The 24,560-nt window shown below is 71.3% G+C and carries 23 protein-coding genes; 10 read left to right on the top strand and 13 right to left on the bottom strand.

What is annotated here, in order from left to right:
- Positions 1–6: 6 nt before the first annotated feature.
- The gene (locus AB0M36_RS15890; protein ID WP_364157510.1) at positions 7–1,008 is read right to left on the bottom strand and encodes a sigma-70 family RNA polymerase sigma factor; all 1,002 of its coding nucleotides are present in this window, start codon (positions 1,006–1,008) and stop codon (positions 7–9) included.
- A gap of 609 nt (positions 1,009–1,617) precedes the next feature.
- On the opposite strand from AB0M36_RS15890, the gene AB0M36_RS15885 reads away from it, so the two are divergent.
- Positions 1,618–2,304 carry an SDR family NAD(P)-dependent oxidoreductase gene (locus tag AB0M36_RS15885; protein WP_364157507.1) on the top strand — a complete coding sequence of 229 codons (687 nt, stop codon included), beginning with the start codon at positions 1,618–1,620 and terminating at the stop codon, positions 2,302–2,304.
- A 74-nt stretch (positions 2,305–2,378) separates the two neighbouring features.
- On the opposite strand, the gene AB0M36_RS15880 is transcribed toward AB0M36_RS15885, so the two are convergent.
- Positions 2,379–3,224: a thymidylate kinase gene (locus AB0M36_RS15880; RefSeq protein ID WP_364157504.1), complete on the bottom strand. Its 846-nt coding sequence runs from the start codon at positions 3,222–3,224 to the stop codon at positions 2,379–2,381.
- Between the two features lie 182 nt (positions 3,225–3,406).
- Here AB0M36_RS15880 and AB0M36_RS15875 point away from each other — a divergent pair, with 182 nt between their 5' ends.
- The 7 genes from AB0M36_RS15875 (at position 3,407) to AB0M36_RS15845 (ending at position 8,729) form a co-directional block, all read left to right on the top strand.
- On the top strand, positions 3,407–3,991 hold the full coding sequence (locus AB0M36_RS15875; RefSeq protein WP_364157501.1) for a nucleotidyltransferase: 585 nt from the start codon (positions 3,407–3,409) through the stop codon (positions 3,989–3,991).
- Position 3,992: 1 nt separating this feature from the next.
- Positions 3,993–4,247, top strand: a complete 255-nt coding sequence (locus AB0M36_RS15870) for a hypothetical protein (RefSeq protein ID WP_364157498.1) — start codon at positions 3,993–3,995, stop codon at positions 4,245–4,247.
- Positions 4,244–4,987: a metallophosphoesterase gene (locus AB0M36_RS15865; protein WP_364157495.1), complete on the top strand. Its 744-nt coding sequence runs from the start codon at positions 4,244–4,246 to the stop codon at positions 4,985–4,987. Before AB0M36_RS15870 ends, AB0M36_RS15865 begins: the two co-directional genes overlap by 4 nt.
- A gap of 99 nt (positions 4,988–5,086) precedes the next feature.
- Positions 5,087–5,233: a GPGG-motif small membrane protein gene (locus AB0M36_RS15860; protein WP_364157492.1), complete on the top strand. Its 147-nt coding sequence runs from the start codon at positions 5,087–5,089 to the stop codon at positions 5,231–5,233.
- 181 nt (positions 5,234–5,414) lie between these two features.
- Positions 5,415–6,326 (top strand): MHYT domain-containing protein, encoded by a 912-nt coding sequence (locus AB0M36_RS15855; protein ID WP_364157489.1) that lies wholly within the window; start codon positions 5,415–5,417, stop codon positions 6,324–6,326.
- Positions 6,327–6,368: 42 nt separating this feature from the next.
- The gene (locus AB0M36_RS15850) at positions 6,369–7,088 is read left to right on the top strand and encodes an HD domain-containing protein (protein ID WP_364157486.1); all 720 of its coding nucleotides are present in this window, start codon (positions 6,369–6,371) and stop codon (positions 7,086–7,088) included.
- A 9-nt stretch (positions 7,089–7,097) separates the two neighbouring features.
- On the top strand, positions 7,098–8,729 hold the full coding sequence (locus AB0M36_RS15845; protein ID WP_364157483.1) for a glycoside hydrolase family 13 protein: 1,632 nt from the start codon (positions 7,098–7,100) through the stop codon (positions 8,727–8,729).
- On the opposite strand, the gene AB0M36_RS15840 is transcribed toward AB0M36_RS15845, so the two are convergent.
- From AB0M36_RS15840 to AB0M36_RS15825, 4 genes are all read right to left on the bottom strand, one after another.
- A complete protein-coding gene (locus AB0M36_RS15840; protein ID WP_364157480.1) occupies positions 8,707–10,128 on the bottom strand; it encodes an MFS transporter in 1,422 nt (473 codons plus the stop codon). The two genes, AB0M36_RS15845 and AB0M36_RS15840, sit on opposite strands and share 23 nt — an antisense overlap.
- A 9-nt stretch (positions 10,129–10,137) precedes the next feature.
- Complete coding sequence (xylB, locus tag AB0M36_RS15835; RefSeq protein WP_364157477.1) at positions 10,138–11,553, bottom strand: xylulokinase; 1,416 nt, start codon at positions 11,551–11,553, stop codon at positions 10,138–10,140.
- 9 nt (positions 11,554–11,562) lie between these two features.
- The gene (gene xylA, locus AB0M36_RS15830; RefSeq protein ID WP_364157474.1) at positions 11,563–12,738 is read right to left on the bottom strand and encodes a xylose isomerase; all 1,176 of its coding nucleotides are present in this window, start codon (positions 12,736–12,738) and stop codon (positions 11,563–11,565) included.
- Between the two features lie 91 nt (positions 12,739–12,829).
- Positions 12,830–13,303 (bottom strand): MarR family transcriptional regulator, encoded by a 474-nt coding sequence (locus AB0M36_RS15825; RefSeq protein ID WP_364157472.1) that lies wholly within the window; start codon positions 13,301–13,303, stop codon positions 12,830–12,832.
- Between the two features lie 47 nt (positions 13,304–13,350).
- Here AB0M36_RS15825 and AB0M36_RS15820 point away from each other — a divergent pair, with 47 nt between their 5' ends.
- Positions 13,351–14,481 carry a PP2C family protein-serine/threonine phosphatase gene (locus AB0M36_RS15820; protein WP_364157469.1) on the top strand — a complete coding sequence of 377 codons (1,131 nt, stop codon included), beginning with the start codon at positions 13,351–13,353 and terminating at the stop codon, positions 14,479–14,481.
- Positions 14,482–14,525: 44 nt separating this feature from the next.
- On the opposite strand, the gene AB0M36_RS15815 is transcribed toward AB0M36_RS15820, so the two are convergent.
- From AB0M36_RS15815 to AB0M36_RS15805, 3 genes are all read right to left on the bottom strand, one after another.
- Positions 14,526–16,220, bottom strand: a complete 1,695-nt coding sequence (locus AB0M36_RS15815; protein WP_364157467.1) for a VWA domain-containing protein — start codon at positions 16,218–16,220, stop codon at positions 14,526–14,528.
- A gap of 259 nt (positions 16,221–16,479) precedes the next feature.
- On the bottom strand, positions 16,480–17,547 hold the full coding sequence (locus AB0M36_RS15810; protein ID WP_364157465.1) for a lactonase family protein: 1,068 nt from the start codon (positions 17,545–17,547) through the stop codon (positions 16,480–16,482).
- A gap of 87 nt (positions 17,548–17,634) precedes the next feature.
- Positions 17,635–18,441, bottom strand: a complete 807-nt coding sequence (locus tag AB0M36_RS15805; protein WP_364157462.1) for a hypothetical protein — start codon at positions 18,439–18,441, stop codon at positions 17,635–17,637.
- Between the two features lie 174 nt (positions 18,442–18,615).
- Here AB0M36_RS15805 and AB0M36_RS15800 point away from each other — a divergent pair, with 174 nt between their 5' ends.
- On the top strand, positions 18,616–20,232 hold the full coding sequence (locus AB0M36_RS15800) for a BTAD domain-containing putative transcriptional regulator (RefSeq protein ID WP_364157459.1): 1,617 nt from the start codon (positions 18,616–18,618) through the stop codon (positions 20,230–20,232).
- Between the two features lie 25 nt (positions 20,233–20,257).
- Here AB0M36_RS15800 and AB0M36_RS15795 read toward each other — a convergent pair whose 3' ends face one another.
- Genes AB0M36_RS15795 through AB0M36_RS15780 form a run of 4 tightly spaced genes read right to left on the bottom strand, consistent with a single transcriptional unit; the run spans position 20,258 to position 24,510 of the window.
- A complete protein-coding gene (locus AB0M36_RS15795) occupies positions 20,258–20,854 on the bottom strand; it encodes an ATP/GTP-binding protein (protein WP_364157457.1) in 597 nt (198 codons plus the stop codon).
- Positions 20,835–21,221: a DUF742 domain-containing protein gene (locus tag AB0M36_RS15790; protein WP_364157455.1), complete on the bottom strand. Its 387-nt coding sequence runs from the start codon at positions 21,219–21,221 to the stop codon at positions 20,835–20,837. Before AB0M36_RS15790 ends, AB0M36_RS15795 begins: the two co-directional genes overlap by 20 nt.
- Positions 21,211–21,624: a roadblock/LC7 domain-containing protein gene (locus tag AB0M36_RS15785; protein WP_364157453.1), complete on the bottom strand. Its 414-nt coding sequence runs from the start codon at positions 21,622–21,624 to the stop codon at positions 21,211–21,213. The genes AB0M36_RS15790 and AB0M36_RS15785 overlap by 11 nt, the downstream gene beginning before the upstream one ends.
- The gene (locus AB0M36_RS15780) at positions 21,625–24,510 is read right to left on the bottom strand and encodes a nitrate- and nitrite sensing domain-containing protein (RefSeq protein WP_364157450.1); all 2,886 of its coding nucleotides are present in this window, start codon (positions 24,508–24,510) and stop codon (positions 21,625–21,627) included.
- Positions 24,511–24,560 lie beyond the last annotated feature (50 nt).

Raw genomic sequence — 24,560 nt, 5'->3', positions numbered from 1 at the left:
TACGGGTCAGGCGGCCTGCAGACCCTCGGCGCGGGCCAGCTCACGCAGCCGGCCCAGAGCCTGGATCTCGAGCTGGCGGATGCGCTCCCGCGACAGCGAGAAGCGCGACGCCACCTCGGTCAGCGAGTGCTCCCGCCCGTCCTCGAGGCCGTAGCGGGCGCGCATGATGCCCGCCGACCGGTCGTCGAGGTGGTTGAGCAGGCCCTCGATGCGCTGACGCTCGAGCGCCGTGAGCACGATCTCCTCCGGCGACGGCGCGTCGCTGTCGGCGACGAGGTCGCCGAGGTTCGTGTCGCCGTCGTCGCCCACCGGGGTGTCCAGGGACACGGTGTCCTGGGCCCAGCGGGTCAGCTCGGTGACGCGCTCCACCGTGACGCCCAGCGCCGCGGCGACCTGCGCGGGTTCCGGGTCGGCGCCGAGCTCGCGGACGAGCTGGCGGGTGACGTTGCGCATCCGGTTGACGTCCTCGACGAGGTGCACGGGCAGGCGCACGGTGCGCTCCTGCTGTGCGATCGCCCGGCTGATCGCCTGGCGGATCCACCACGTCGCGTACGTCGAGAACTTGTAGCCGCGCTCGTAGTCGAACTTCTCCACGGCGCGGACCAGGCCGGTGTTGCCCTCTTGGATCAGGTCGAGCATCGGCATGCCCGAGCGCACGTACCGGCGTGCGATCGAGACGACCAGGCGCAGGTTGGCCCGGATGAACAGGTCCTTGGCCCGTCCGCCCTCGACGACCAGACGTTCCAGCTCCTCCCGGCTCACGCCGCGACGGACGTCACCGCTCTCGAGCAGGTGCTCGGCATAGAGGCCGGCCTCGATTGCCTTGGAGAGGTCGACCTCCCTGGCGGCGTCCAGAAGCGGCGTCCGGGAGATCTCGTGCAGGTAGACGCCAACGAGGTCGCGCTCCTCGGCGACTTCGTCCGTCCGCATCACGGTGTTCTTCTCCACGTTGCCCACGGTCCCCTCATTGCCTTCACTAACCCTGTTACGGGCAATTCCTGCGTCCATCAGCCCTCCCCGTAACGTCCGCAGTTCGTGCATTGCGGTGCTGGCACCTACGTAACAAGTGCTGCACTGCGCTGATTCCGGCTGCTGGGTCGAAAGTGACACGAATGCCTGAGCGTCACCTGAGAGTCGAGTGGATACTTACTGAAGAGAGCTCCCAGGGAAGGCATTCGGAGCCGCGCCTGGCGCAGGGTGCGTCCACCGACGCCTACCCTTCGCCCGATACATGACACCATCAGCCCCTCATCCGTCACAGCGACGGGCGTCACGGATACCCTTGCGACGCTCATCACTACCCAGTACGGCTCGGTAGCCAGTTGGGTTCACGTCCAGCATCGACAGGTTGCCGCCAGGCTTGATGTAAACGCCACGGCGAAGATCCCGGCGCCGCTGAAGGTCCGGGAACCCCTGACACCATGCGGCACATCGCGCCGCAGATCACTAGCCCATCCGGGTGACCCCCGCACGGGCGACCATCGAGTGCCCTAGTCGTTTCCGCTATCCGGGGTGGCCACACGGACAGTGATGGAAAACACAGCCCCGCAACGGCCTTGGCGACCCGATTGGGGCCCGATCGCCGAGGACTACGGTGACCGCATGACGGAGCGCCCTATGACAGAACGCAGCGCTGTGGTGACGGGCGGAGCCGGCGGGCTCGGCGGCGCCGTCCTGGAGACTCTGCGTGACGCGGGCTGGCGCGTGGTGGCGCCCGTACGAGCCGGCGCGACGAGCAGACTGCCGGCGGGCGTGACCGGCGTCGAGGCCGACCTCGGCGTCCCGGAGGACGTCGCCGCGGCCGTGGCGCTCGCCGCCGCGGAGCCGGGTGCACCGCTGACGGCCGTGATCAACCTGGTGGGCGGCTTCGCGATGGGCGCTCGGGTGCACGAGACGCCGGTGGACGACTTCGAGGCGATGCTGCGGCTGAATTTGCGGCCGACGTACCTGGTGACGGCGGCCGCGCTGCCTCACCTGGTGGCGGCCGGCGGAGGCTCCGTGGTGTGCGTCTCGTCCCGGGCCGCGGTCGCACCCTTCCCTGGGGCGGCCGGGTACATCACCGCCAAGGCGGCCGTGCTCGCGTTCGCCAACGCCGTCGCGGTCGAATACCGCAAGGACGGGGTACGGGCGAACACGGTGCTGCCGAGCGTGATCGACACTCCGCTCAACCGCCGGGAAATGCCGGACGCGAACCACGCCCGATGGGTCACCCCCGCCGACATCGCCCGGGTGATCGCCTTCCTCGCCGGCGACGACTCGGCACCAACCAGCGGCGCGACCATCCCGGTCTTCGGCGACGCCTGAGCCCAGCGCAAGGCCGGCCCAGCGTGAAGCCGGCCCCAGCGTTAGGGCGGCCCGGCGATAGGGCGGGCCCGGCGTTAGAAGGCCTCGGTGAGTTGGAGGGTCAGGGCGGTAGCGGCGGCGGCCAGGGCCGCGACTGCCACCAGCGCGGCGCGGGCGTGTGAGACCAGCGCGGCACCTACACCGCGACGAGGGCGCGGGATGTCGGCGTCGGTGGGCCGGCCGGCGGGCGGGACCTCGGCTTCGGTAGGACCGCCGGCGGGGAGCGGAATGGCCAGGTGGGCCAGGAGGGCGGCCTGGACCTGCTCCGGCGTGCCGTTCGCGTCGATCACCACGAAGGTGCCGTGCTCGGGCAGGGACCGGTAGGCGGCGGCCGCGGCCCGCAGGTAGGACATTTCCTCGTGGTCGTAGCCGCGGCGCTCGATGCGGTCGTAGGCCACCGCCGGGTCGACCTCCAGCAGGAACGTCACGTCCGGACGGGGGAAGACCCGGTACGCCAGCCTCGCCCGCCGCTCGGCGCGGTTGAGGCGCTCCGGGCGGGGTGTCTTGGCGTGGGCCCGGATGCTCGCGTACTGGCATACGGCGTAGCGGTCCATGACGGCGACCTCGCCGGTGAGGCGGCGGCGCAGCAGGGTGCGCAGGATCGACAGCCAGCGCAGCGCGGATTCCACGACCAGCATGGTCCTGCGGCCCAGCAGATGCTCACCGTCGCGGCGGCCCAGGGTGGCGGCGAGCCGGCCGAACCAGCGCCGGCCTCCGGCGTTGCGGCGGTAGCTCGCCGGCATCCCGCGAGCCGCCAGCGTGGCCGCCAGCAGGTGCGCGCTTGTCGTCTTTCCGGAGCCGTCGATGCCGACGAGGGCGATGGTGCGGGGAGGCTGGGCGGAGGCGGCGGAGGCAGGCACGAGGACGGGTCCGGGAACCATACCCACCGAGGGTAGCCGCAGGTGTCACCCACGGTTCCTCGGCGACGAGCCGCTCCGGGCGTACAAAATGGGTCTTAGTAATGGAATTTGACCTTGGGCATTGGACGCCTCGCGTTACAGATGAGGCCGTGAGGGGTAGTCGTTCCGTCTGGAAACGACATCAAACGACACAGGGAGACGCCATGCCGTATCGGGTGGACGAGGGCCTGGTGAACACGCTCAAACGGGTGGCCTCCGTGCTCAAACAGGCCGAGATCCCGTTCGCCCTCGGCGGCAGTTTCGCCGTGTACGCCCACGGCGGGCACTCCAGCGATCACGACGTCGATTTCCTCATCCGCGAACAGGACAAGGAGCGCGCGCTCGACGAATTGTCCGCGGTGGGTTTCGAGGTGGAGCAGCCACCGGAGGACTGGCTGGTCAAGGTCTACGACGACGGCCGGATGGTGGATCTGATCTACCGGCCGGTCGAGTCGCCGGTGACGGACGCCACCCTGCGCGACACGGTGATGCGTCCGGTCGAGGCGATCAACATGCCCGTGCTGTCGGCGACCCAGCTGATGGTGCACAAATTGCTCAGTTACACCCAGCACTACTGCGACTTCGCCACCGGCCTGCCCGTGGCCCGCTCGCTGCGTGAGCAGATCGACTGGGACCGGGTCCGGCGGGAAACCGTGAAGTCGCCGTACGCGGAGGCGTTCCTGAAACTGCTGGACCGCCTCGAGGTGGTACCGGAGCCGGGTAACGCACAGCTGACCGTGGGGGGATGAGATGACAACACACATCGACGAATACCTGGAGGCGGAGATTCAACGCCTCCTGACCGAGACCGGCGCGGTCGCCGAGCAGGGCATCACCCTGCAGCGGCGGGAGCACCTGCTCGTGCTCGGCGGCGAGGTCGAGAGCGCCCAGCGCCGCGACGAGATCTGCCGGCAGATCAACACCCGGTTCCCGGACGTGGAGATCGCCTGTGACATCGGCATAGTGCGCGCCTCGGCGCCCAGTGAGGTGGAGGAGATTTCATGATCCGGATCGCCGCAGTGGGCGACGTCCACGTGGACAAGGATGTCGTCGGCCGCTACCGGCCAGCGCTGGAGAAGCTGCCGGACGTGGCCGACGCCCTGCTGGTCGCGGGCGACCTCACCCGCCACGGCACGGTCGACGAGGCGAAGTGCATGGCGACCGAGTTCGGAGGGCTGGGGGTGCCGGTCGTCGTGGTGCTCGGCAACCACGACCATCAGAGCGACCAGGAGGCCGAGGTCACCCGGGTGCTCACCGATGCCGGAATCATCGTGCTGGAGGGCGACGGCACGGTGCTCGAGATCAACGGTCACCGGCTCGGCATCGCCGGGGCCAAGGGCTTCGGTGGCGGGTTCGCCGGGGCGTGCGCCAGCGCGTTCGGCGAGCGCGAGATGAAGAACTTCATCGGCACCACGGAGGCGATCGCGGAGAAGCTCGGTGCGGCCCTACGGGGACTCGAGTGCGATGCCCTCGTGGCTTTGACGCACTACGCCCCCGTGCCGGAGACGCTGGTGGGCGAGCCGCTGGAGATCTATCCGTTCCTGGGGTCGTACCTGCTGGGGCAGGCCATCGACTCGGCGCCGACCGCACTGGCCCTGCACGGGCACGCGCACCACGGCTCGGAGCGGGGTCGCACGCCGGGCGGGGTGCCCGTCCGCAACGTCGCGCACGCGGTCATCAAGCAGGCCTACAACGTCTACCAGCTGCTGTCGGAGAATGTGGACGCCGAGCTGGTGCCCGCCTGATCCCGATTTGCGCCGCGAGGCCCCGCCCCCTCAGGGACGGGGCCTCCATCGTGTGTAGACCCGGGTTTTCAACTTCCGCCACTCGGGTATCAGCTGACCATGGAACTTTTGCTCTGGATTCTCGCAGTCGTACTCGTGGTCGCCGGCATCCTCGCGCTGTTCCGGCGGCAGATCCTCTGGGGCGTCGTGCTCATCGTCGTCGGTCTGCTCGTGGGCCCCGGCGGTGTGAGCATCTTCAGCAGTTAGACCCCCGACCCCGCCCTCCGACCCGCACCGGGGTCGCCGTAGAGCCGTCTCTCGCAGGCAGCTCTACGGTGGCCCCGGTTCACTATGTAGTGACACGCACACGAAGTGCGATGTCGTAGATCGGACTCATGGCTGAATCCTCATCGAATCGATCCCCCCGATCTTCGCGAGGTGTCCGGCTGTGGCCGAGGTCCATCACTTCACCTATGGTGCGTTCAACCCGATCGCCTCTTTCCTCGTGGCGATGCTCGGGTCCTTCCTGGGCCTCCTGTCGACCGGCCGGGCACGCTCCGCGCGTACTCGTGGCCGGCGCAGCCGATGGCTCATCATCGCGGCGTTCTCGATCGGCGGCGCCGCCATCTGGCTCATGCATTTCACCGCGATGCTGGGCTTCGACGTGCCGCAGAGTCCGGTGCGCTACAGCCCGATGCTCACCATGACCAGCCTCGGCCTGGCCGTCCTCGCGGTCGGCTTCGGCCTGATGGTGGTGGGCCACGGCCGGCGCAGCCTGCCACGGGTCGTGCTGGCGGGGGTGCTCACCGGCGCGGGCGTGCTGGCGATGCACTACACCGGCATGGCCGGCATGCACGTCGTCGGCACGATCCACTACGACATGCCGATGGTCATCGCCTCCGGCGTCATCGCGGTGGTCGCGTCCACCACGGCCCTGTGGTTCACCGTCTCCGTCAAGGGATGGGCGCCGATGCTCGGCGCCGCGGCGATCATGGCCGTCGCCGTCTGCGGCATGCACTACACCGGCATGGCGGCCATGGGTGTGGAGCTCGGCACCACCGTGACCGGTCCGACGACCGGCATCCGGCCCCTGCTGATGATCGTGCCCATCACCCTGGTCAGCGCCGCCACCATCCTCGGGGTCGCGCTGAGCGCGCTGCAGGCCATGACCGAGGAGGAGTTCACCGACGGAGCCGGCATCCCCCGACGCGGGGTGCACGCCGAGAACCACCACCCGTGGTCGCTCAAGCAGGCGTCGCTGTCGGCCACCCGGCGTACGCCCGGCAGCCGGCCGTCGCCGAGGCCCGTACCGCCGCGTAAGTCCGTCACCGACGAGCCGCTGATCAACGTTCCTTCCTGAGCCGGGCCCCACGCCGCGGCGCCGTCCGGTATACCTGTTCGGATGGCGCCAAGGATGCTGCTGTCGATGCCGTTACACGCGATCACCGAGGTGTTCGGCGAGGCGGGCCTGCGGGACCGGTTCAATCTCGAGATCGAGAGCCTCCCGGACGGCGACCGGCGGCAGCTCGAGGACGCGCTGGAGCTGGCGTCCCAGTTGCACGCCGACGACCGCCGGGTCCGGGAGCCGTACCTCAACCATCTGCTGCGAGTCGCCATCCGCATCGTGCGCTACTACGGCATCCAGGACGTGGACGTGCTGACGGCGGCCCTGCTGCACGACGCGGTCGAGGACCATCCCGCCGAGCTGGCCGGGCTGTCCCCGGCGCTGGGGCACCAGAAGCTGACCGACGCGGCGCTCGAGGAGTTGGCCCGGCGCTACAACCCGCGGGTGGCCGGGCTGGTCAGCGCGGTCACCAACCCGGAGTACGACCCGGGACGGGACCGCCACGAGCAATACCGCACGCACGTGGCGGACAGCCTCGAGCACGATCCGTGGGCCCGGGTCATCAAGGTGAGCGACTTCACCGACAACGGGCTGGGGGTGATCCACACGACGGACGACAAGGCGCGCAGCTCGGCGATCAAGTACCGGCCGCTGGTGCCCAAGCTGCGCGAGCTGGTCCGCCGGCCGGACACCCCGCTGTCGCAGGCCGTGAAGGACCACATCCTCGACCAGCTCGACCTGGCTGAGGAGAGGTTTGCCGCCATCCTGGACGGATAGCCTGGATGCATGCCCTCCCCGACTGACTGGTGGCGCAGCGCCGTCATCTACCAGATCTATCCGCGCTCCTTCGCCGACAGCGACGGCGACGGCATGGGCGACCTGCCCGGCATCACCGCGCGGCTGAGCGACCTGCGCGACCTGGGCGTGGAGGCGGTCTGGCTGTCGCCGTTCTATCCGTCGCCGCAGAACGACGCCGGTTACGACGTCTCCGACTACCGCTCGGTCGACCCCCGCTTCGGCGACCTGGACGACGCCGACAAGCTGATCGCCGAGGCCCGATCGCTGCGCCTCAAGGTCATCGTCGACCTCGTGCCCAACCACACCTCGAGCGAGCACGCCTGGTTCCGGGCCGCGCTGGCCGCCGGTCCGGGCAGCCAGGAGCGGGAGCGCTACATCTTCCGCGACGGCCGCGGGCCGGACGGCGCCGAGCCGCCGAACGGATGGCGCAGCGTCTTCGGCGGCCCCGCCTGGGAGCGGGTGGCCGACGGCCAGTGGTATCTGCACCTGTTCGACGTCTCCCAGCCCGACCTGAACTGGGGCTCCGATCAGGTACGGGCCGAGTTCGAGGCGATCCTGCGCTTCTGGCTCGACCGGGGAGTCGACGGCTTCCGGGTGGACGTGGCACACGGCCTGATCAAGGACGCCGATCTCGCCGAGTACGAGTACGCGAGCGAGATGATCCTCGGCGGCCTGGCCCCGGAGGGTGCCCCGCCGCCACCGATGTGGGACCAGGACGAGGTGCACGACATCTACCGGCAATGGCGGGCGGTGCTGGAGTCGTACGAGGGTGATCGGATCCTCGTCGCCGAGGCGTGGGTGCAGCCCGCGGAGCGGCTCGCGCACTACGTCCGGCCGGACGAGATGCACCAGGCGTTCAACTTCGAGTACCTCGACACCCCGTGGTCCGCCGACCCGCTGCGCCGGGTCATCGACTCCACGACCAGCGCCAACGCCGCGGTCGGCGCCCCGACCACCTGGGTGCTCTCCAACCACGACGTGGTGCGGCACGCGACCCGGCTGGGCTATCCGGTGGGCGAGCCGCGCCGGCTCGGCATCGGCGTGGACGACCCGCAGCCGGACGCGCCGCTGGGGCTGCGCCGGGCCCGGGCCGCCTCGATGCAGATGCTCGCGCTGCCCGGCTCGGCCTACCTCTACCAGGGCGAGGAGCTGGGGTTGCCGGAGCACACCGAGATTCCGGACGAGCTCCGGCAGGACCCGGCGTGGGAACGCTCCGGACATGCCGAGCGGGGACGGGACGGTTGCCGGGTGCCGATCCCGTGGGAGGCGGACGCCCCCTCGTACGGCTTCGGCCCCACCGACGCGAGCTGGTTGCCCCAGCCGGCCTCCTGGGCCGAGTACGCCCTCGACCGCCAGCGTGACGTGCCGGGCTCGACGTACGAGCTCTACCGCTCGGCGCTGCGGCTGCGGGCCACGCACGCGCTGGGCTCGGGCACGCTGACCTGGCTGGACACCCCCGCCGACGTGCTGGCGTTCCGCAACGGCGACCTGGTGGTCCTGACCAACTTCGGGACCACGCCGGCCGAGCTGCCGCTGGGCGCCCGGGTGCTGCTGACCAGCGAGCCGCTGACCTCCGACGGCCGGGTGCCGCAGGACGTCACGGTCTGGGCGCGTGCGTAGGGGGCGCTTCCCGGCTCACGTGCCCATGATCCGCATAGGTGGCCAGGCTCGCATGGGTGTCCGCCATGTCCCTGGCCACCGTCCGGCTCGCGAGCCAGTACATGATTCCGGTGGGGATGAAGAAGAACTGGAACGCCGCCAGCCCGACCGCGTAGTTCAGCGGGGGCGGGAAGGCGCCCGACAGAGAGCGGAAGGCGACCCCGACGAGCGCGTTGCCGCCGGCGCGGCCCACGCCGTTCGCCAGGTTGCCCAGGCTGTAGACCGTGCCGCGGTGCTCGGGCGGATTGACGTCGGCGATCATCGCGAACCAGTTGGGCGAGTTCGCGGAGGTCAACGCGAGGGCGAAAACCGCGGTGGCGAGGCTGAGGCCGGCGATCGGATCGGTCAGCACGTCGGCGAGGACGGCGCGGATCACCTCCCCGGTGCTGCCGCCGTCCGGGACGTCGATGCGTAGCGGCACGAAATAGAGCACCACGTAGAACGGTACGGCGGCCAGCACCCCGACCGCGGCGACCAGCGCCCGGCCGCGGGGCGTGCGGCGCTGGAGGCGGTCCCCGATGAGCCCTCCGAAGACCGACAGGGTGCCGCCGAGCTGGAAGAGGCTGGCGAAGACACTGCCCACGATGATCGCGGTGGACGTCGAGTAGCCCTGGTCCTCGGCCCTCGCCCGGAACAGCACCGGAAGCCACACCAGGGAGCCGAACGCGATCTGCGCGGAGAGTCCCTGGAAGATCAGCCAGATGTTGGTGCGCCGCGCCAGGATCCGAGGCAGATGATCGTGGTGGATGCGCTCGTCGTACTCGACACCTCGCAGCTCGGGCTGGCTGTCGCCGCGCGGCACGTTGTAGGTGAACACGTAGGCGATCGCCGCCACCACGCCGGCGGCCGCGACCACCAGGAACGGCCGGCGCCAGTCTCCGGCGCCCAGCAGGCCGCCCACCATCGTGCCGCCGAGCGTGCCGGCACCCTGCGCCAGCCCCCAGAAGCTCATCACCAGGCCTCGGCGCCGCGGCGAGATGAGGTCGCTGACCACCGAGAAGCTGACGCTGGCGACGCCGCCGAGGCCGATGGCGGCGAGGACCTGCGACAGCAGGAACGACGGGTAGCCGCCGGCCAGTCCGGACCAGGCCGTGCCGAGCACCCAGATCGCGGTGCCGGCGATGAGCACCGGCTTGCGGTTGGTGCGATCGCCCGCGTACGCCCAGCCGATCGCGGCGATGGCGCTGAGGAGGAACATGACCGTGGTGGCCAGCGCGATGTGCCCCTCGCCGACGCCGAAGTCCGCGCCGATGCTGCCGTACAGCGGGGGGACGAGGCCGATGGCGACGTTGTCGAGCGATGCGAGGACGACGAACACCACCACGCTGTACGTGCGATGTGCCGGACCGCCCTTGTTCACCGCAGAAGGTTAGCGGGCCGTCCGGGTGATGACGCTGTCCCGGGCCGCCGCGTACTGCTCCCGGATCACGGGGACGCTGTCGTCCTCGTACAGCTCGGTGTTTCCCGCCGGCCAGGTGGGGGGTGCGTCGCCGCCGGCGATGACCCAGGCGGCCTGGCGGGCAGCGCCGTCCGCGACGTATTCACCCGGCGCGGGGACCAGCACCGGCAGCCCGAATAGCGCGGGGGCGATCCGGCGGACGGCGAGGCTGCGCGCGCCGCCGCCGACGAGCACCGCCCGGTTGGCGGCGGCACCCCGCGCGACCAGGGCGTCCAGCCCGTCCGCGAGCGCGCACAGCATGCCCTCGACGGCCGCCCGGGCCAGATGGGCGGGATCCGAGGTGCGCAGGGTGAGGCCGTGGATCGCGCCGGTGGCGTCGGGCCGGTCGGGGGTGCGCTCACCTTCCAGGTACGGGATCAGCACCAACCCGTCCGCCCCGGCCGGCGCCGTCAACGCGAGCCGGGAAAGCTCCGCGTGGTCGACGCCGAGCAGCCTGGCCGCCGCGTCGAGGACCCGGGCCGCGTTGAGGGTGACCACGATCGGCAGAAACCGGCCGGTGGCGTCGGCGAACCCGGCCACCGTCCCGCTCGGGTCGTCGGGGGCCACATCGGAGGAGACGAACACCGTGCCGGACGTACCGATGGAGATCACGACGTCTCCGGGCAGCGCGCCGGTCCCCAGGGCCGCGGCGGCGTTGTCGCCGGCGCCCGGACCCAGGGGGGCGCCGGACGGCAGGCGGCCGGCGACGCCGGTCGGGCCGAGCACCTCGGGCGTGTGGACGCGCCGCCCGAAGCCGAGCTCCAGCAGGTCGGGGCGGTATTCGCCGGTCACGGCGGACCAGTAGAGGGTGCCGCTGGCGTCGCTGCGGTCGGTGCGCAGGGTGTCGAGGCCGGCGGCCCCGGACAGCTTCCAGGTCAGCCAGTCGTGCGGCAGGCACACCGCGGCGACCCGACTCGCGGCGTCCGGTTCGTGGCGTGCCAGCCAGCGCAGCTTGGTGAGGGTGAAGCTGGCGACCGGGACGATGCCGACCGCGTCGACCCACGCGCGACGGCCGGCGTCGCCGCCGCCCAGGTCCGCGATCAGCTCGGCGGCGGCGCCGGCACTGCGGGTGTCGTTCCACAGCAGCGCCGGGCGGACCACTTCGCCGTCCTCGTCGAGCACGACCATGCCGTGCTGTTGGCCGGCCACGGAGGCGGCGGCGACGTCGTCCAGGCCACCCGCCTCCGCGACGGCCTGGCGCAGGGCGGACCACCAGGCGTCGGGGTGCACCTCCGTGCCGTCGGGATGACTCGCGCGCCCCTGCCGGACCAGTTCGCCGGTCGCGGCATCGCGGATGACGACCTTGCAGGACTGCGTGGAGCTGTCGATCCCGGCGACGAGAGGCATGACGTCCCCTCAGGCCCGAAGGAGGTGGTCGACGGCCAGCTGGTGCAGCCGCACGAACCCGTAGCCACGCGCGCCGGCCGCGTCGACGTCGAACCCGCTCTCGTCGGCAAGCAGGTCCCGGTAGGTCTCGCCCTCGCTCAGGGTCGGCCGGGCCAGCTCGGGCACCCCGGACTCCGCGAGCGCCGCCCGCACCTCCGGGTCCGCCCGGAAGGCCTGGGCCCGTTCCTTGAGCAGCAGGTACATCCGCATGTTCGCCGCGGCCGACGCCCAGACCCCCGGGTAGTCCTCGGTGCGCGACGGCTTGTAGTCGAAGTGCCGGGGTCCGTCGTAGCGGGGACCGCCACCGGGCGTGCCGTGCTCCAGCAGGTCGACCAGCGCGAAGGCGTTGAGCAGGTCGCCGTGGCCGAAGACCAGGTCCTGGTCGAACTTGGGGCCGTGCTGGCCGTTGAGGTCGATGTGGAACAGCTTGCCGTGCCAGAGTGCCTGGGCGACGCCGTGGGCGAAGTTCAGGTTCGACATCTGCTCGTGCCCGACCTCGGGGTTGATCCCGAACAGCTCGGGGCGTTCGAGCTCGTGCAGGAACGCGATGGCGTGCCCGGCGGTGGGCAGCAGGATGTCGCCCCGCGGCTCGTTCGGCTTCGGCTCGATGGCGAACCGCAGGCCGTAGCCCTGGTCCTCGGAATACCGCGCGAGCAGGTCGAGAGCCTCGCGGTAACGGTCGAGGGCGGCGTGGACGTCCTTGGCGACGTCGTACTCGGCGCCTTCCCGGCCGCCCCACAGCACGAGGGTCTTCGCGCCCAGCTCGGCGGCGAGGTCCATGTTGCGCAGCACCTTGCGCAGCGCGTAGCGGCGCACGCCACGGTCGTTGCTGGTGAAGCCGCCGTCCTTGAACACCGGATGGGTGAACAGGTTGGTGGTCACCATCGGCACGACCATGCCGGTCTCCTCGAGCGCCTTGCGGAAGCCGGCGATGATCCCGTCGCGGGTGTGCACGGTGGATCCGAACGGCACCAGGTCGTCGTCGTGGAAGGTGATGCCGTACGCGCCCAGCTCGGAAAGCCTGTGCACCGCCTCCACCGGGTCGAGGGGGCCACGGGTGGCGTCGCCGAAGGGGTCACGGGCCTGCCATCCGACGGTCCAGAGGCCAAAGGAGAACTTGTCGTCGCGGGTGGGCTGGAGCGGCACGGCTACCTCCACGGGGGCGAGACCGACGTGTGCGTTGCTCGCAGTATCTCGGGCATCGACCGCCACTGTCTCGCGCGGAGCGCGGGGCGACCTACGCCGTGCGCGCCTGCGATTCACCCTCGGCGCTGGCCGCGGCCGCGCTGAACTCGGTGAGACCGCGGATCAGCGCCGCGCGACCCGCGGTGCTCATCCGGCCCAGCACCTCGCCGAGGATCTCGCGGCGGGTCCTGCGGAGATCGTCCAGCAGCTGCCGCGACGACGGCGTCAGATAGAGCGCAATCTCCCTGCGGTCGACGCGGCCGGGAACCCGTTCCACCATGCCCGACGCGACGAGGCGGTCACACAGCCGGCTCGCCGAGGAAAGGATCATCTTGAGCTCGCCGGCCAGGCCGCGCAGATTGACACCCTCCTGGCGCTCGACCACCAACAGGGCGTTGAGCTGCGGCCAGGACAAGCGGGGGGTGGCGCGCTCGCGGGCGGCGTCCCAGGCGGCCAGCAAGGCGGGCGCGGCGTCGTCGACCGCCGCGGCATGGAGTGGCCCATCCGGCCCATGGTGTTCGCCCATGGTGCAGCAGAGACTACCCGTACGATGCACGTGTCAGGGGGTGAAGCGTGTCAGAACGGCTGACCGCCGTACGACGCGCCCTGGCGGACGCTCCCGCCGATCGAGTGGTGGAGTGCCTGGCCGAGGTCGTGGCCAAGGAATACGCCGCCGGCGACCTCGAGCTGCTCCTGGTCGACTATCGGCTCGCCGCCCTGCTCCCCCTCTTCAGCGGCCCGCCCGTGACGCGCCCGGGCGACCCCGCGTGGCGGTGCTTCGATCATCAGGTCGAGGTCACGGCGGGGCTGGTCAGCTACCTGCCGGTGACCGCGCGGGGCGAGCGGATGGGGGTGCTGCGCCACTCCCCCGCACCGTCGTCGCAGCTGGAGCGGGCCGAGCTGGCCGAGATCGCGACCCTGCTCGCGCACGAGTTGAAGGCGGCGGGGGCGGGCACCGACCGCTATGCCGTGGCCGCCCGGACCCAGCGGCTGACCCTGGCCGCGGAGATGCAGTGGGAGCTGCTGCCCGGACGATGCCGGGTCGAGCCCGAGTTCAGCCTGGCGGGCCAGCTCGAGCCGGCGTACGCCGTCCGCGGCGACGGTTTCGACTGGGCCGAGCACGACGGCAGGCTCTTCGTGGCCGTGTTGAACGGCATGGGCGAGGGTGTGACTGCCGCCCTGCTGAGCTCGCTGGCGGTGAACGCCCTGCGCAACGCCCGCCGCGCCGGGCTCAACCTGGCCGACCAGGCCGCCCTGACCGATCAGGCGATCTTCTCCCAGCATCGCGGCGAGGCGCACGTGGACGCGCTCCTGCTGGAGCTGGACCCGCGGTCCGGCGAGCTGACGATCGTCGACACCGGGTCGCCCCGGATGATGGTGCTGCGGGTCGGCGAGGTCATAGACCAGCCGCTGGAGCCACAGTTTCCGTTCGGCATGTTCGAGGCGTCGGACTACGAGACCCGCACGCTGCAGCTGGTCTGCGGCGACCGGCTCTTCATCGTCAGCGACGGGGTGGCCGACGCCGCCGGGGAGACCGGACGGTACGGCGACATGGCGCTGCACCGCTTCGTACGGCGTACCGCGTCACTGGCCCCGCTGCAGGCGGTGCGCTCGCTGCTGGGTGATCTGCGGGCCTTCGTGAGCGCGGACCTCGAGGACGACGCGGTCGCCGTCTGCCTCGACTGGACCGGTCCTCGACACTGAGCCGCCCCGCCCCCCTTGAGGGACGGAGCGGCTTCTCGATCGGATCAGCGTGCGCCGGAGCGCGAGGAGATCGCCTCGAGGAAGATGTCCGAGATCTTCGCCGGGTCCGGGGCGATGAAGACGCCGCCGGCGCTCGTCGCGGCGGTGATCGCCTCGAGCTCGCCGGCGTCGACGCCGGTGCCGATACCGACGATCACCATGCGCACCGGCTTCGTGGGGTCGTTGAGCTTCTTGAGCTCGGAGATCAGAGTCGCCCGCGAGATGCCGTCCGCGTTCTCGTTCTTGCCGTCGGTGAAGAGCAGCACCGTGTTGACCCGGCCGGGCACCCAGCCCTGCTGCACCGACTTGTACGCGGCCAGCGCCGTGTCGTACAGACCGGTGTTGCCGCCGTCCTTGGGAGTGATCGACGAGACCGAGGCCTGCAGCTTCGCCCGCCCCGAGGTCAGCGGCGTGATCGGCACGATCTCCTTGTACGGCTTGTCGCCGTCCATGTTGGTGGAGAACACCCAGGTGCCGACTTCCCACTTGTCGTCGAAGAGGGTGAGACCCTGCAGGGCGGCGGCCCGGGTCACCGCGGCGCGGTCGATGTTGCCGGCCGTGGGCACCTTTGTCTTCATCGAGCCCGACACGTCGAAGACGGCGAGCACCCGGCCCGGCAGCGTGATGGCCGCCCAGCTGCCCAGCGCCCGGTTGATCGAGCCGGCGTCGAGGCCGGCGGCGCCGGCGCCCTGGGTGCCGGTCGTCGGGGCCGTGGCCCCCGGGGTTGCCTCCGGCGCGCCGGTGGGAGCGGCGAAGCCGGCGCCCCAGGTGCCGTCCGGTGCGCGGAGTCCGACCTTCGCGAGCTCGTTCTTGAAGCTCGTCTGCTGCAGCGCCTCGCGCAGGCCCGTGGCGGCCGCCGACTTGGTCAGGTCGGCCTCGGGCATGACCAGGTAGGGGTAGTCCAGCGACGGTGGCTGCGGGTCCAGGTAGAGCGCCGCGAGCGGCACCGTCGGATTGTCCGCGTTGTACGCCACGACGTCCTCCTCGGACAGCGGCGCCGCGCCGATGCTGCCGGCCAGGTCGGCCGGGTCGTCCGAGCGGGGGAACTTCTGAAGCAGGTCCTCGCGCAGCGATGAGCTGCCGGCCGCGAGGGCCCGCAACGCGCCGACCTGCCGGGCCTTGCCCTCCAGACCGCCGCCGGCGGCGCTGCCCAGGGCGAGCAGGCCGGCCAGGCCCGCGGCGTCCCGGGTCGGCTCGACGATGCCGGTCCGCAGCGAGTTTCCGGTGGTCATCTTCTTGAGCAGGTCGTTCCAGCCGAGCTTGCGGGTGGGCCAGCCGATGCCCTCCGCGATCTTCTTCGGCATGGCGACGACCACCGGGCTGGTGGCGACGGACTTGCCGTCGGTCGGCGAGAAGCCGGAGGCCTCCGAGCGCAGGCGCATGAGCCAGGTGTTGGAGTCGGCGATCCAGACGTCCGGCAGGGCGGTCTTGCTGGCGGCGCCGAGGCCGGTGAGCGTGACGCCGTGCTTGGACGCGATCGCCGAGGCCATGGTGCCCGAGGCGACGCCGGTGACCGTGACAGCGACACAGGTGCCGTTGACCTGCGCGCCCCCGGTGGTCCACTGCTGGGCGGCGCGTTCGACGGCGGGCGCGATCTCGGTCGCCGCGGCGACACTGAGCTTGATCTGTCCCGAGCAGCTGTTGTCGGCGAGCTTTTGGTAGCCCAGCCAGGTTCCGGCGAGGACTACGACTATCGCCATCGCAGACGCGACGACGCCGGCTCCTCGGAGCGTGAAGTTTCTGCGATGACGGCCTGACACGCGCTCCATACTGCGCATCCGTCGAGCCGAATGCCATATACGTTCGGACGAAACTTACTCGGATTGGAAATTCCGCTTACTCAATTAACTCAGCGTGATGTTTCCCTCTCGGTGCGTGGCGGCACCCCCGCCTGCCTTGCCGTTTATCCCCCGAAGATCACGACACTCCGACGGTGTCCGGCTCCTTCCTCGGGATCCTTTACCGGGCAACGACCGGAGTCCACCGCAGGAGACAGGTCGGACTTCCCGTGGAAACCGGCTCGCCGTGCGCCCGCGGAATGCCGGAGTCGGCGTCCACCCGAAAACTTGTTACGGAATGTGAACGTTCATTTGCTACGTACAGGTGATCGGCCACCAGCGCGACGTGCCGCGGGCCCTCGCCGCCGGTCGCCACCTCGGCCACGAGCGTGCCGCCCTGGGGCTCCCACGCGAAGACCGCGACGGTGTCGGGGCCCCGGTTGGCCACGTACACGAAGCGGCCGTCGCGCCCCGCGACGAGCTCCGAGGGCTGGTTCTGCCGGGCAGCGTCGGTTTCGTCCGCCGCGCTCGTCGGGTGGCCGCCGGAACGCTCCAGGGCGCCGCTGTCGCCGGGGTGGAACCAGCTCAGGTCCCCGGCCAGCTCGCCGACCACGAGCAGCGCGTCCCTGGTCCGCAACAGATGCCGGGGACCAGTGCCGGGCTCCGCGACGACCGCCGGCCCCACCAGCGTGAGCCGACCGGAGACCGGATCGAGCCGGGTGCGCCACACCCGGTCCGAGCCGAGATCGCAGACGAGGACCTCCGGACCGTTCGGGTCGGGCGCGACCATGTGCGCGTGCGGACCCTCCTGTCGGTCGGCCACCGGACCCTTGCCGTCGAAGTTCAGCAGGTCGGAGCGCTCGCCCGGCACGCCGTCGGCGTCCAGCGGGTGCACGGCCACGTCCCCGCTGGCGTAGTTGGCGACCAGCAGATGGCGGCCGTCCGCCGACACCGCGAGGTGACAGGGCGCCGAGCCACCCGTCGACTGCACGGCCAACGGGGAGAGGGAGGCGTCCCCGGCGACCGCGAAGGCGCTGACCGTGCCGGAATCCAGCTCGTTGACCGCGTACAGCACGGGCAGCGTGGGGTGTTGTGCCAGAAAGGACGGCGACGGGGTGCGGGCGGCGACGCCCAGCCGGGTCAGCGACCCGGTCGCCCCGTCCCGCCGCAGCAGGACGATGCCCTCGCCCTGGCCTGAAGTCTCACCCGTGTAACAACCGAGGAACACGAATTCGTCGTTGGCACCCATACCCCGATCCCACCACACAAATGCGGCGGGCGCGCGGACCCCCGTTGACCCACGCGACCGCCGCCCGGCGGTGTCTCGGTGCGACCTTTAGGAATTGACCATCTCGTATGCCTCCTCGGTCGCCGGCTGCTGCTTGTCGGCCGCGGGCTCGGACGGCGAGTCGGTGCTGCCGTACCCGTCGTAGGTGACCTCGTAGCGGCTGGCCTTGGCCTTGCCCGCCGCCGGAATCCGGACGATCATGCTGGTCAGCCGGCCCTGGCCATCGACGGTCGCCTCGAACGGCACCGCCTCGGCCCGGTCGCCGAGCGCGGCGAGGGTGGCCTCGTCGACGATCTCGGCCTCGCCCTGCCGGCTCAGGTCCGTGGTGCCGGCGTACTTACCGGTGCCGGTCTGCTTGACGTCGACGATCGCCCGCAGCACGGCACCCACCTCACCCGGGTCGGTCTCGCCGTCGTACGCCAGCGGCGCGGCGTCCTTGTCCTTGATCTTGTCAGGATCGAGGCTCATCCACTTCTTCGGCAAATCGGGCATTCCGGTGAGGCCCTCCGCGCCCTTGACGGCGACCTTGATCCAGGACCGCTCCTGCACCACGAGGAAGTTCATGGTGATGGTGAAGCCCAGCTCCGGGTCCTTGTGGGCGAGGTCGATCCGGAGCCTCTTGTTCGCGGCGTCCAGCACACCCCGCATCGGCTGCGTGCCGCCCTCGATCCGGAACGCGAAGGCGCCGGCGGTGGCGCCGGGCACGGCGTCGAGAAGCTGCTCCCTGGGCTCGGGCGGCGCGGACGAGGCCGGCGTCGCGGTCGGCGTCGTGACCGATTCCGCGATCCCGCAGCCGCCGGCAAGGGCACCGACGGCGAGCAGCGCTGCGGCCAGTCGCGTCTTACGAACGTTCATCTCGTCGTCCCTCATGTGGTGTGAAGAGCGTCCCGGCGGTCCGTCACCGGCGAACGACGAGCAGCCTGCAGCACCGTGCTGCGGTGCCGCTGTCGTTATGCTGCTGCCGGCCGCGGTTTCGCTGCCGTGTCGCTGCCGTGGAACATTTGCGCTGGTCAAGGGAGGGTTAGCGGGATGGAAACGCCGCCTGATCCCCCGCTGACCTTCACGATCCTGGGCGAGGTGAGCGCGGCACGCGGCGGCGAGGTGCTCGACCTGGGGCCGGCGAAACAGCGGGCGGTCCTCGCCGTCCTGCTGCTGGACGCGGGACAGCCGGTGCCGGTCGAGAAGATCGTCGACGCCGTGTGGGGCGACGAACCCCCGGAGAACGGGGCGAACGTCGTTCAGAAGTACGTCGCCGGGTTGCGCCGGGTGCTCGATCCCGGCCGCGCCCCGCGTACGCCGGGAGAACTGCTCGCCCTCAGCGGCGGCGGCTATGTCCTCCGGACCGCACCGGAGGCCCTGGACGCGCAGCGGTTCGAGGCCGCCCTGGCCGAGGCCGCGGACCAGCGCGGGTCCGGGCAGCTCGTGGAGGCGGCGGACACCCTGCGGCGGGCGCTCGACCTGTGGCGCGGGCCGGCGCTCGCCGGACTGACCGGCCCGGTCTTCGACGCGGCCCGTACCCGGCTCACCGAGGCCCGGGCCAGGGCCTGGGAGAAGTGGGCCGACGCCGAGCTGGCGCGCGGCAACCACACCGGCGTCATGCCCGATCTCGTCCGGCTGGTCGAGGAGTTCCCGCTGCGCGAGGGCCTGCGGGCGCAGCTGATGATCGCCCTGCACCAGGGCGGCCGCCAGGCCGAGGCGCTGGCCGCGTACCGCGATGCCCGGGAGTATTTCCTCGAGGAGTTCGGCGTCGAGCCCGGCGAGAAGATGCAGGAGACCCACCGGCGCATCCTGCGCGGCGAGGCCTTCTACTCGGAGCCGGTCGACCCGTGGTCCGACAGCGACGACATCCCGGTGCCGGCATCCGCCCACCTGGATCTCGGCCAGCGGTACGCGCCCACGGACCTGACCGTCTCGACCCCGCCCCCGGCCTGGAGCCCGACCCCGCTCGCGCCGCCCCCGCTGCCGTGGGCACCGGCGCAGAAGAGACGTTTCCCCATCTTCGAGGTGATCGTCGCCGCCCTGCTGCCGATCATCGTGTGCTCGTTCGGCAGCTGGATCTATTTCGTGTACGCCGGCCTCCGACGCCACGACCGGCGCCAGTTCGTCGTGGCCGGCGGATACGCGCTCCTGCTCGTGGCCGCCTTCGTGGTCCTGACGATCGACCCGTCACCGGTGGAGAGTGCCGAACTGAGCGACACCGAGGCGATCGGCTTCCTGATGCTCCTCGCGATCACCGCGGCGGCCGCGATCCACGGCGGCATCCTGGCGGGGCACCCGGGCGACACCCCCCGCGACCGTATGTTGCGCGAGCAGTCCCGCCAGTTCGCCGCCTTCGACCCGATCCGGGCGCGGCAGCTGGGGGTGGGACGCCCGGACCTGATCCGGCACTTCGACGACGGCGGCCTGGTCGACCTCAACCACGTGCCCGTGCACGAGCTGGCCCGCCTGCCCGGGCTAGGGCCCGCGGAGGCGCACCGCATCGTCATCGGGCGCTACGAGCGGCCGTACGCACATCCGGAGGAACTGGTCGTGCGGGGGCTGATCCCGGCGCGCATCCTGCGCCGGATCCGATCGCTGCTGATCTGCATCCCGCCGGCCCAGATGCCGGCCGGCGCGCCGTGGGACAGCCCCTACCACCCGCATTGACCCGCGCGACCAACCGGACGGGCGGTCAGCGGGAGCCGGCCGCGAGCAGCTGGCGGCGGGCCACGTACTCGACCAGCTCGATCAGGACATTGCGGGCGGCGAGCGGCTCGCGGGCGTCGAACTCGACCACCGGGACGTCCGGGTCGAGGTCGAGGGCCCGGCTCACCGCCTCCGTGCCGAAGCGGCGCTCGTCGAAGCAGTTCACCGCCACCACGAACGGAGTGCCGCGCTGCTCGAAGTAGTCGATCGAGGGGAAGCAGTCCGCGAGCCGGCGGGTGTCGGCCAGCACCACCGCACCCAGCGCGCCGGAGGACAGCTCGTCCCAGAGGAACCAGAAGCGGTCCTGGCCCGGCGTACCGAAGAGATAGAGCTGCAAGTCGTCGGTGATGGTGATGCGACCGAAGTCCATCGTCACCGTCGTGGTGCGCTTGGCCTCGACGCCGGAGGTGTCGTCGGAGCCCTCGGCACCGGTGAGCACCTCCTCGGTCTGCAGCGGCCGGATCTCGCTGACCGAGCCGACCATGGTGGTCTTGCCCGCACCGAAGCCGCCGGCGATGAGGATCTTGAGCGCGACCGGGATGTGCGAGCGCGCGCCGTCGCGGTCAGAGCGCACGGAGTCCATTGACAACCGCCTTGAGTACGTCGACGTCATGCGGCTGGGAGGCCGCGGGAGGCTCGTAGAGCGAAATGAGTCCGGCCGAGCGTAGATCACCCAGCAGAACCCGCAGGACCCCGATGGAGAGGTCCAGTTTGGAGGCTAGTTCGACGACGGACGTGGGCTCCCACGCCGCGCCGACGATTGCATGATGCTCCGGCGGCAGGCCCGGCGGTGGAGGCGCGCCGGGCACGGTCGCCACCACGAACGCGACGAGGTCGAATTCGTCACCGGCGGGTGCTACCCGGCCCTGCGTCATCGCGTACGGACGCACGACCGGCCCCGCGTCGTAGTCCAGCCAGTCGTGCGGCGCGCGCCTCGGGTCAGCGGGCATCGGACCCTGGGAACCGCTCTGGCGCGTCCATCGTCTGGCCGACCCGGATGACCAGCATCGCCATCTCGTACGCGATCAGCCCGAGATCGGCGTCGCTGCCCGCGACGACGGCGAGGCAGGCGCCCAGTCCGGCGGCCGTGACGAAGAGGAAGGCGTCCTCCATCTCCACCACGGTCTGGCGTACGGGGCCGGCACGGAAATGCCGGCTCGCACCCTTGGCGAGGCTCTGGAACCCGGCGGCCATCGCCGACAGGTGCTCGGCGTCCTCCCGGCCCATGCCGGCCGACGCACCCAGCATGAGCCCGTCGGCGGAGAGGACCACCGCCTGCCGCGCCGACGGCACCCGGTCGACGAGGTCGTCGAGAAGCCAGGTGAGGTTGGCACTCTGGTTCGTCTCTGCCACTTATGTGTCCTTATCCGGCCGATGGTTCTGGTGTTTCTCGTCGGGAGTGCCGTCCGCGGTGCCGTCGCTCCCGTCCACGTCACCCGGCACGGCCGGGAACGTGACGGTAGCCGCCTCGGACCACCGCGGCCGCCCTGCCGTCCGCTGTTTGTCAGTTCCGGCGAGGCTCTGGTCGCCCTCGTCGGCAGATCGCTCACTACCTGCTGCGATTGCCTCACTCACCGCCGCCTCCGGCGGTTCTCCCCCGGCTGAACCGGCGATGAGGGCGGCCGCCTCCCGGCGCCCTCGGGTGGTTCCCCGCTGGAGAGCACTCATCAGGCTGCGTACCTGCTCCGGCGAGCGGACCGTCGTGGACTCCGCACGCTCGGCGGCCGGCTCGCGCAGCTGCGGCGCCAGGCTGGCCTGCCGTACCCGTTGCGGCAGCCGCCGCTCCTGGTCAGTGGGTGCGGGCTCGGGCGAGACCGGCTCGGACGGACCGCGTTGCGCCGGAATGTGGGGCGTGCCGGGCAGTAGTGCCGGCCCTTCTCCGTGCCGCAGACCCGCCGGGTCCCCGCCGTGGCCGTTGCGCTGATCACCGCCGGAGGGCCAGTCCACGTCCAGGCCGTCGCCGGCCACCAGAGGCAGCTGCGCGGTGGCGTCGCTCGGCGCGGGCGGGCCCGTCAGCCCCGCCGGGGAGGTCAGGTTGGGCGGCAGGTGAGCGGCCGGGGCGGCCGGCTCGTCCGTATCGCGCCGGGGCACGGTGCGGCGACGGCGGACCAGGCCGTCGACGCTCAGCCCTTCGACGACGGCGCTGGGCGTCGGGCCGGTCATCGGGTGTGCCTCGGTCCGGGCCGCCGGCTGTGGCACCGGGCTGCCGTGCAGCGGCGCGGCGCCGTCCTCGTTCTCCTCCGGCCGTGGCCGGTCCCAGGCATTGGCGGCCGTGACCGGATCCGCGGGCGAGCCCTGCGGCAATGCCGCGGGCCCGGCGAGGGGACCGGGTAGGGCGATGGGGCCGGGCAGGGCGGCCGTGACCAGCTCGCCGGGAATGAGCACGATCGCGGTCACGCCGCCGTACGCGCTGGGCCGCAGCGAGACCCGCAACCCCTGCCGGGCCGCGAGCTGCGCCACCACGAAGTGGCCGAGCCGGGCGCTGTTCGACGGGTCGAAGTCCGGCGGCTCGAGGAGCTTGCGATTGACCTCGGCGATCGCGTCGGCGGACATACCCAGGCCGCGGTCCTCGATCTCCAGGGCGTACCCGTTGGGCAGGATCTGGCCGACCACCTCGACCCTGGTCTGCGGCGGCGAGAACGCGGTGGCGTTCTCCAGCAGCTCGGCGAGCAGGTGAATGACGTCGCCGACGGCGCGACCCAGCACGGCGGACGGTTCGATCGAGGCGATGTGCACCCGCTTGTAGTCCTCGACCTCGCTGATCGCGCCGCGGACCACGTCGATCATCGACACGGGGTTGCGCCAGCCGCGGCCGGGTGCGGCGCCGGCCAGGATGACCAGGTCCTCGGCGTGCCGCCGCATGCGGGTGGCCAGATGGTCGACGCGGTAGAGGTCCTCGAGCTCACTCGGCTCGGTCTCGCGGCGTTCCATCTTGTCGAGCAGGGCAAGCTGGCGGTGCAGCAGCGTCTGGCTGCGCCGGGCGATGTTCAGGAAGACCTCGTTGATGCCGCGGCGCACCGCGGCCTCCTCGACCGCCGACTGCACGGCCGTACGCCGCACCTCGTTGAAGGCGCGACCGAGCTGGCCGATCTCGTCCCGGCCGTACTCCAGGGACGGGGTTTCGGCGTCGACGTCGACGGCCTCGCCGCGCTGGAGGCGCCGGACCACCGCGGGCAGCCGCTCGCTCGCCATCTCGAGCGCCTCGCGACGCAGGCGGCCCAGCCGGCCCACGATCGAGCGGCCGACCCGCACCGAGACCACGATGGTCGCGATCAGGGCGGCGAGGCCGAGCAGCCCGGCGATACCGAGGCGGACCAGCACGTTCGCCGCGACCGGCCGCGCTTGTTCGGCCAGCGAGTCGGTAGCGTTGATCTCGAAGGCGCGCAGCTGTTGGGCGGTGGTGTCGTAGGCGGACTGCCACGCCGCGGCGCTGACCGGCGGCGGCGTGTCGGCCCGGGCCACCGCCACCAGCTGATTCTGGAATTCCTGCAGTCGGTTGAAGGCGGCGCCGCCGCTCAGCCGCTGAAATGCCACCCGGTCGCGCTCCGGCAGGTCCCCGACGCCCTGGGCGAAGAGAAAGCGGACGGTGCCGATCGCCTGCACCAACTCGGCGCGGCTCTGCTCGCTGAGTTTGCCGGCCGCGTGGGCGCCGGCGAGCAGGGAGTCGATCCGACTGAGGTACTCCTGGCCGCGGCCGACCGTGATCAGCGCGCGGATCTCCCGGTCGACGGTCTCGTCACCGAAGTTGGCGGTGGCGGCGAACATCTGAAAGCCGCTGTCCACGATGGCGTTGTAGAGGTTCTGCGCCCCGACCAGGTCCACTTCGCGCCGGTCGATGTAGTCCCGGGCGGCGGTCAGGGCCTCGAGGTCGGTGAACACCTGGCGGATGCGGGACTCGAGGGTCGCGCCGGCCGCCCGTCGCGCCTTGTCGCCGTCGGCCGTACGCCGGAACTCGGCGGCGGCGCGGTCGGTGGCGGCGCGCTGGGCGTCGAGCGCGGCCGGAGCCGCCCTGGGATCGGCGAGGAACTGGACGGAGACCCGCCGTTCCCGCTGGATCTCACCCATGAGGACCTCACCGGGGTTGCCCACCGTGTCGAGCAGCGTCTGCGCCGACAACAGATGCAGGGCAGGGCCGGCGGTGATCGTCGTGGCGAAGGCCCACAGCGCCAGCAACGCCGCGAGCGGCACCGCGACCAACGCGAGGATCTTCACGCGGATCGACCAATTGCGGCTTCTCATCAGACTCCGCCCCGGGGGTGGACAGGACAACGCGCGCCGCGTGGACAGTT

Origin of the sequence: Actinoplanes sp. NPDC051346, assembly GCF_040682215.1 — a bacterium.
Lineage (GTDB): Bacteria > Actinomycetota > Actinomycetes > Mycobacteriales > Micromonosporaceae > Actinoplanes.
Note: the sequence above shows the minus strand (reverse complement) of the source record. Positions and strands in the feature narration are given on the sequence as shown.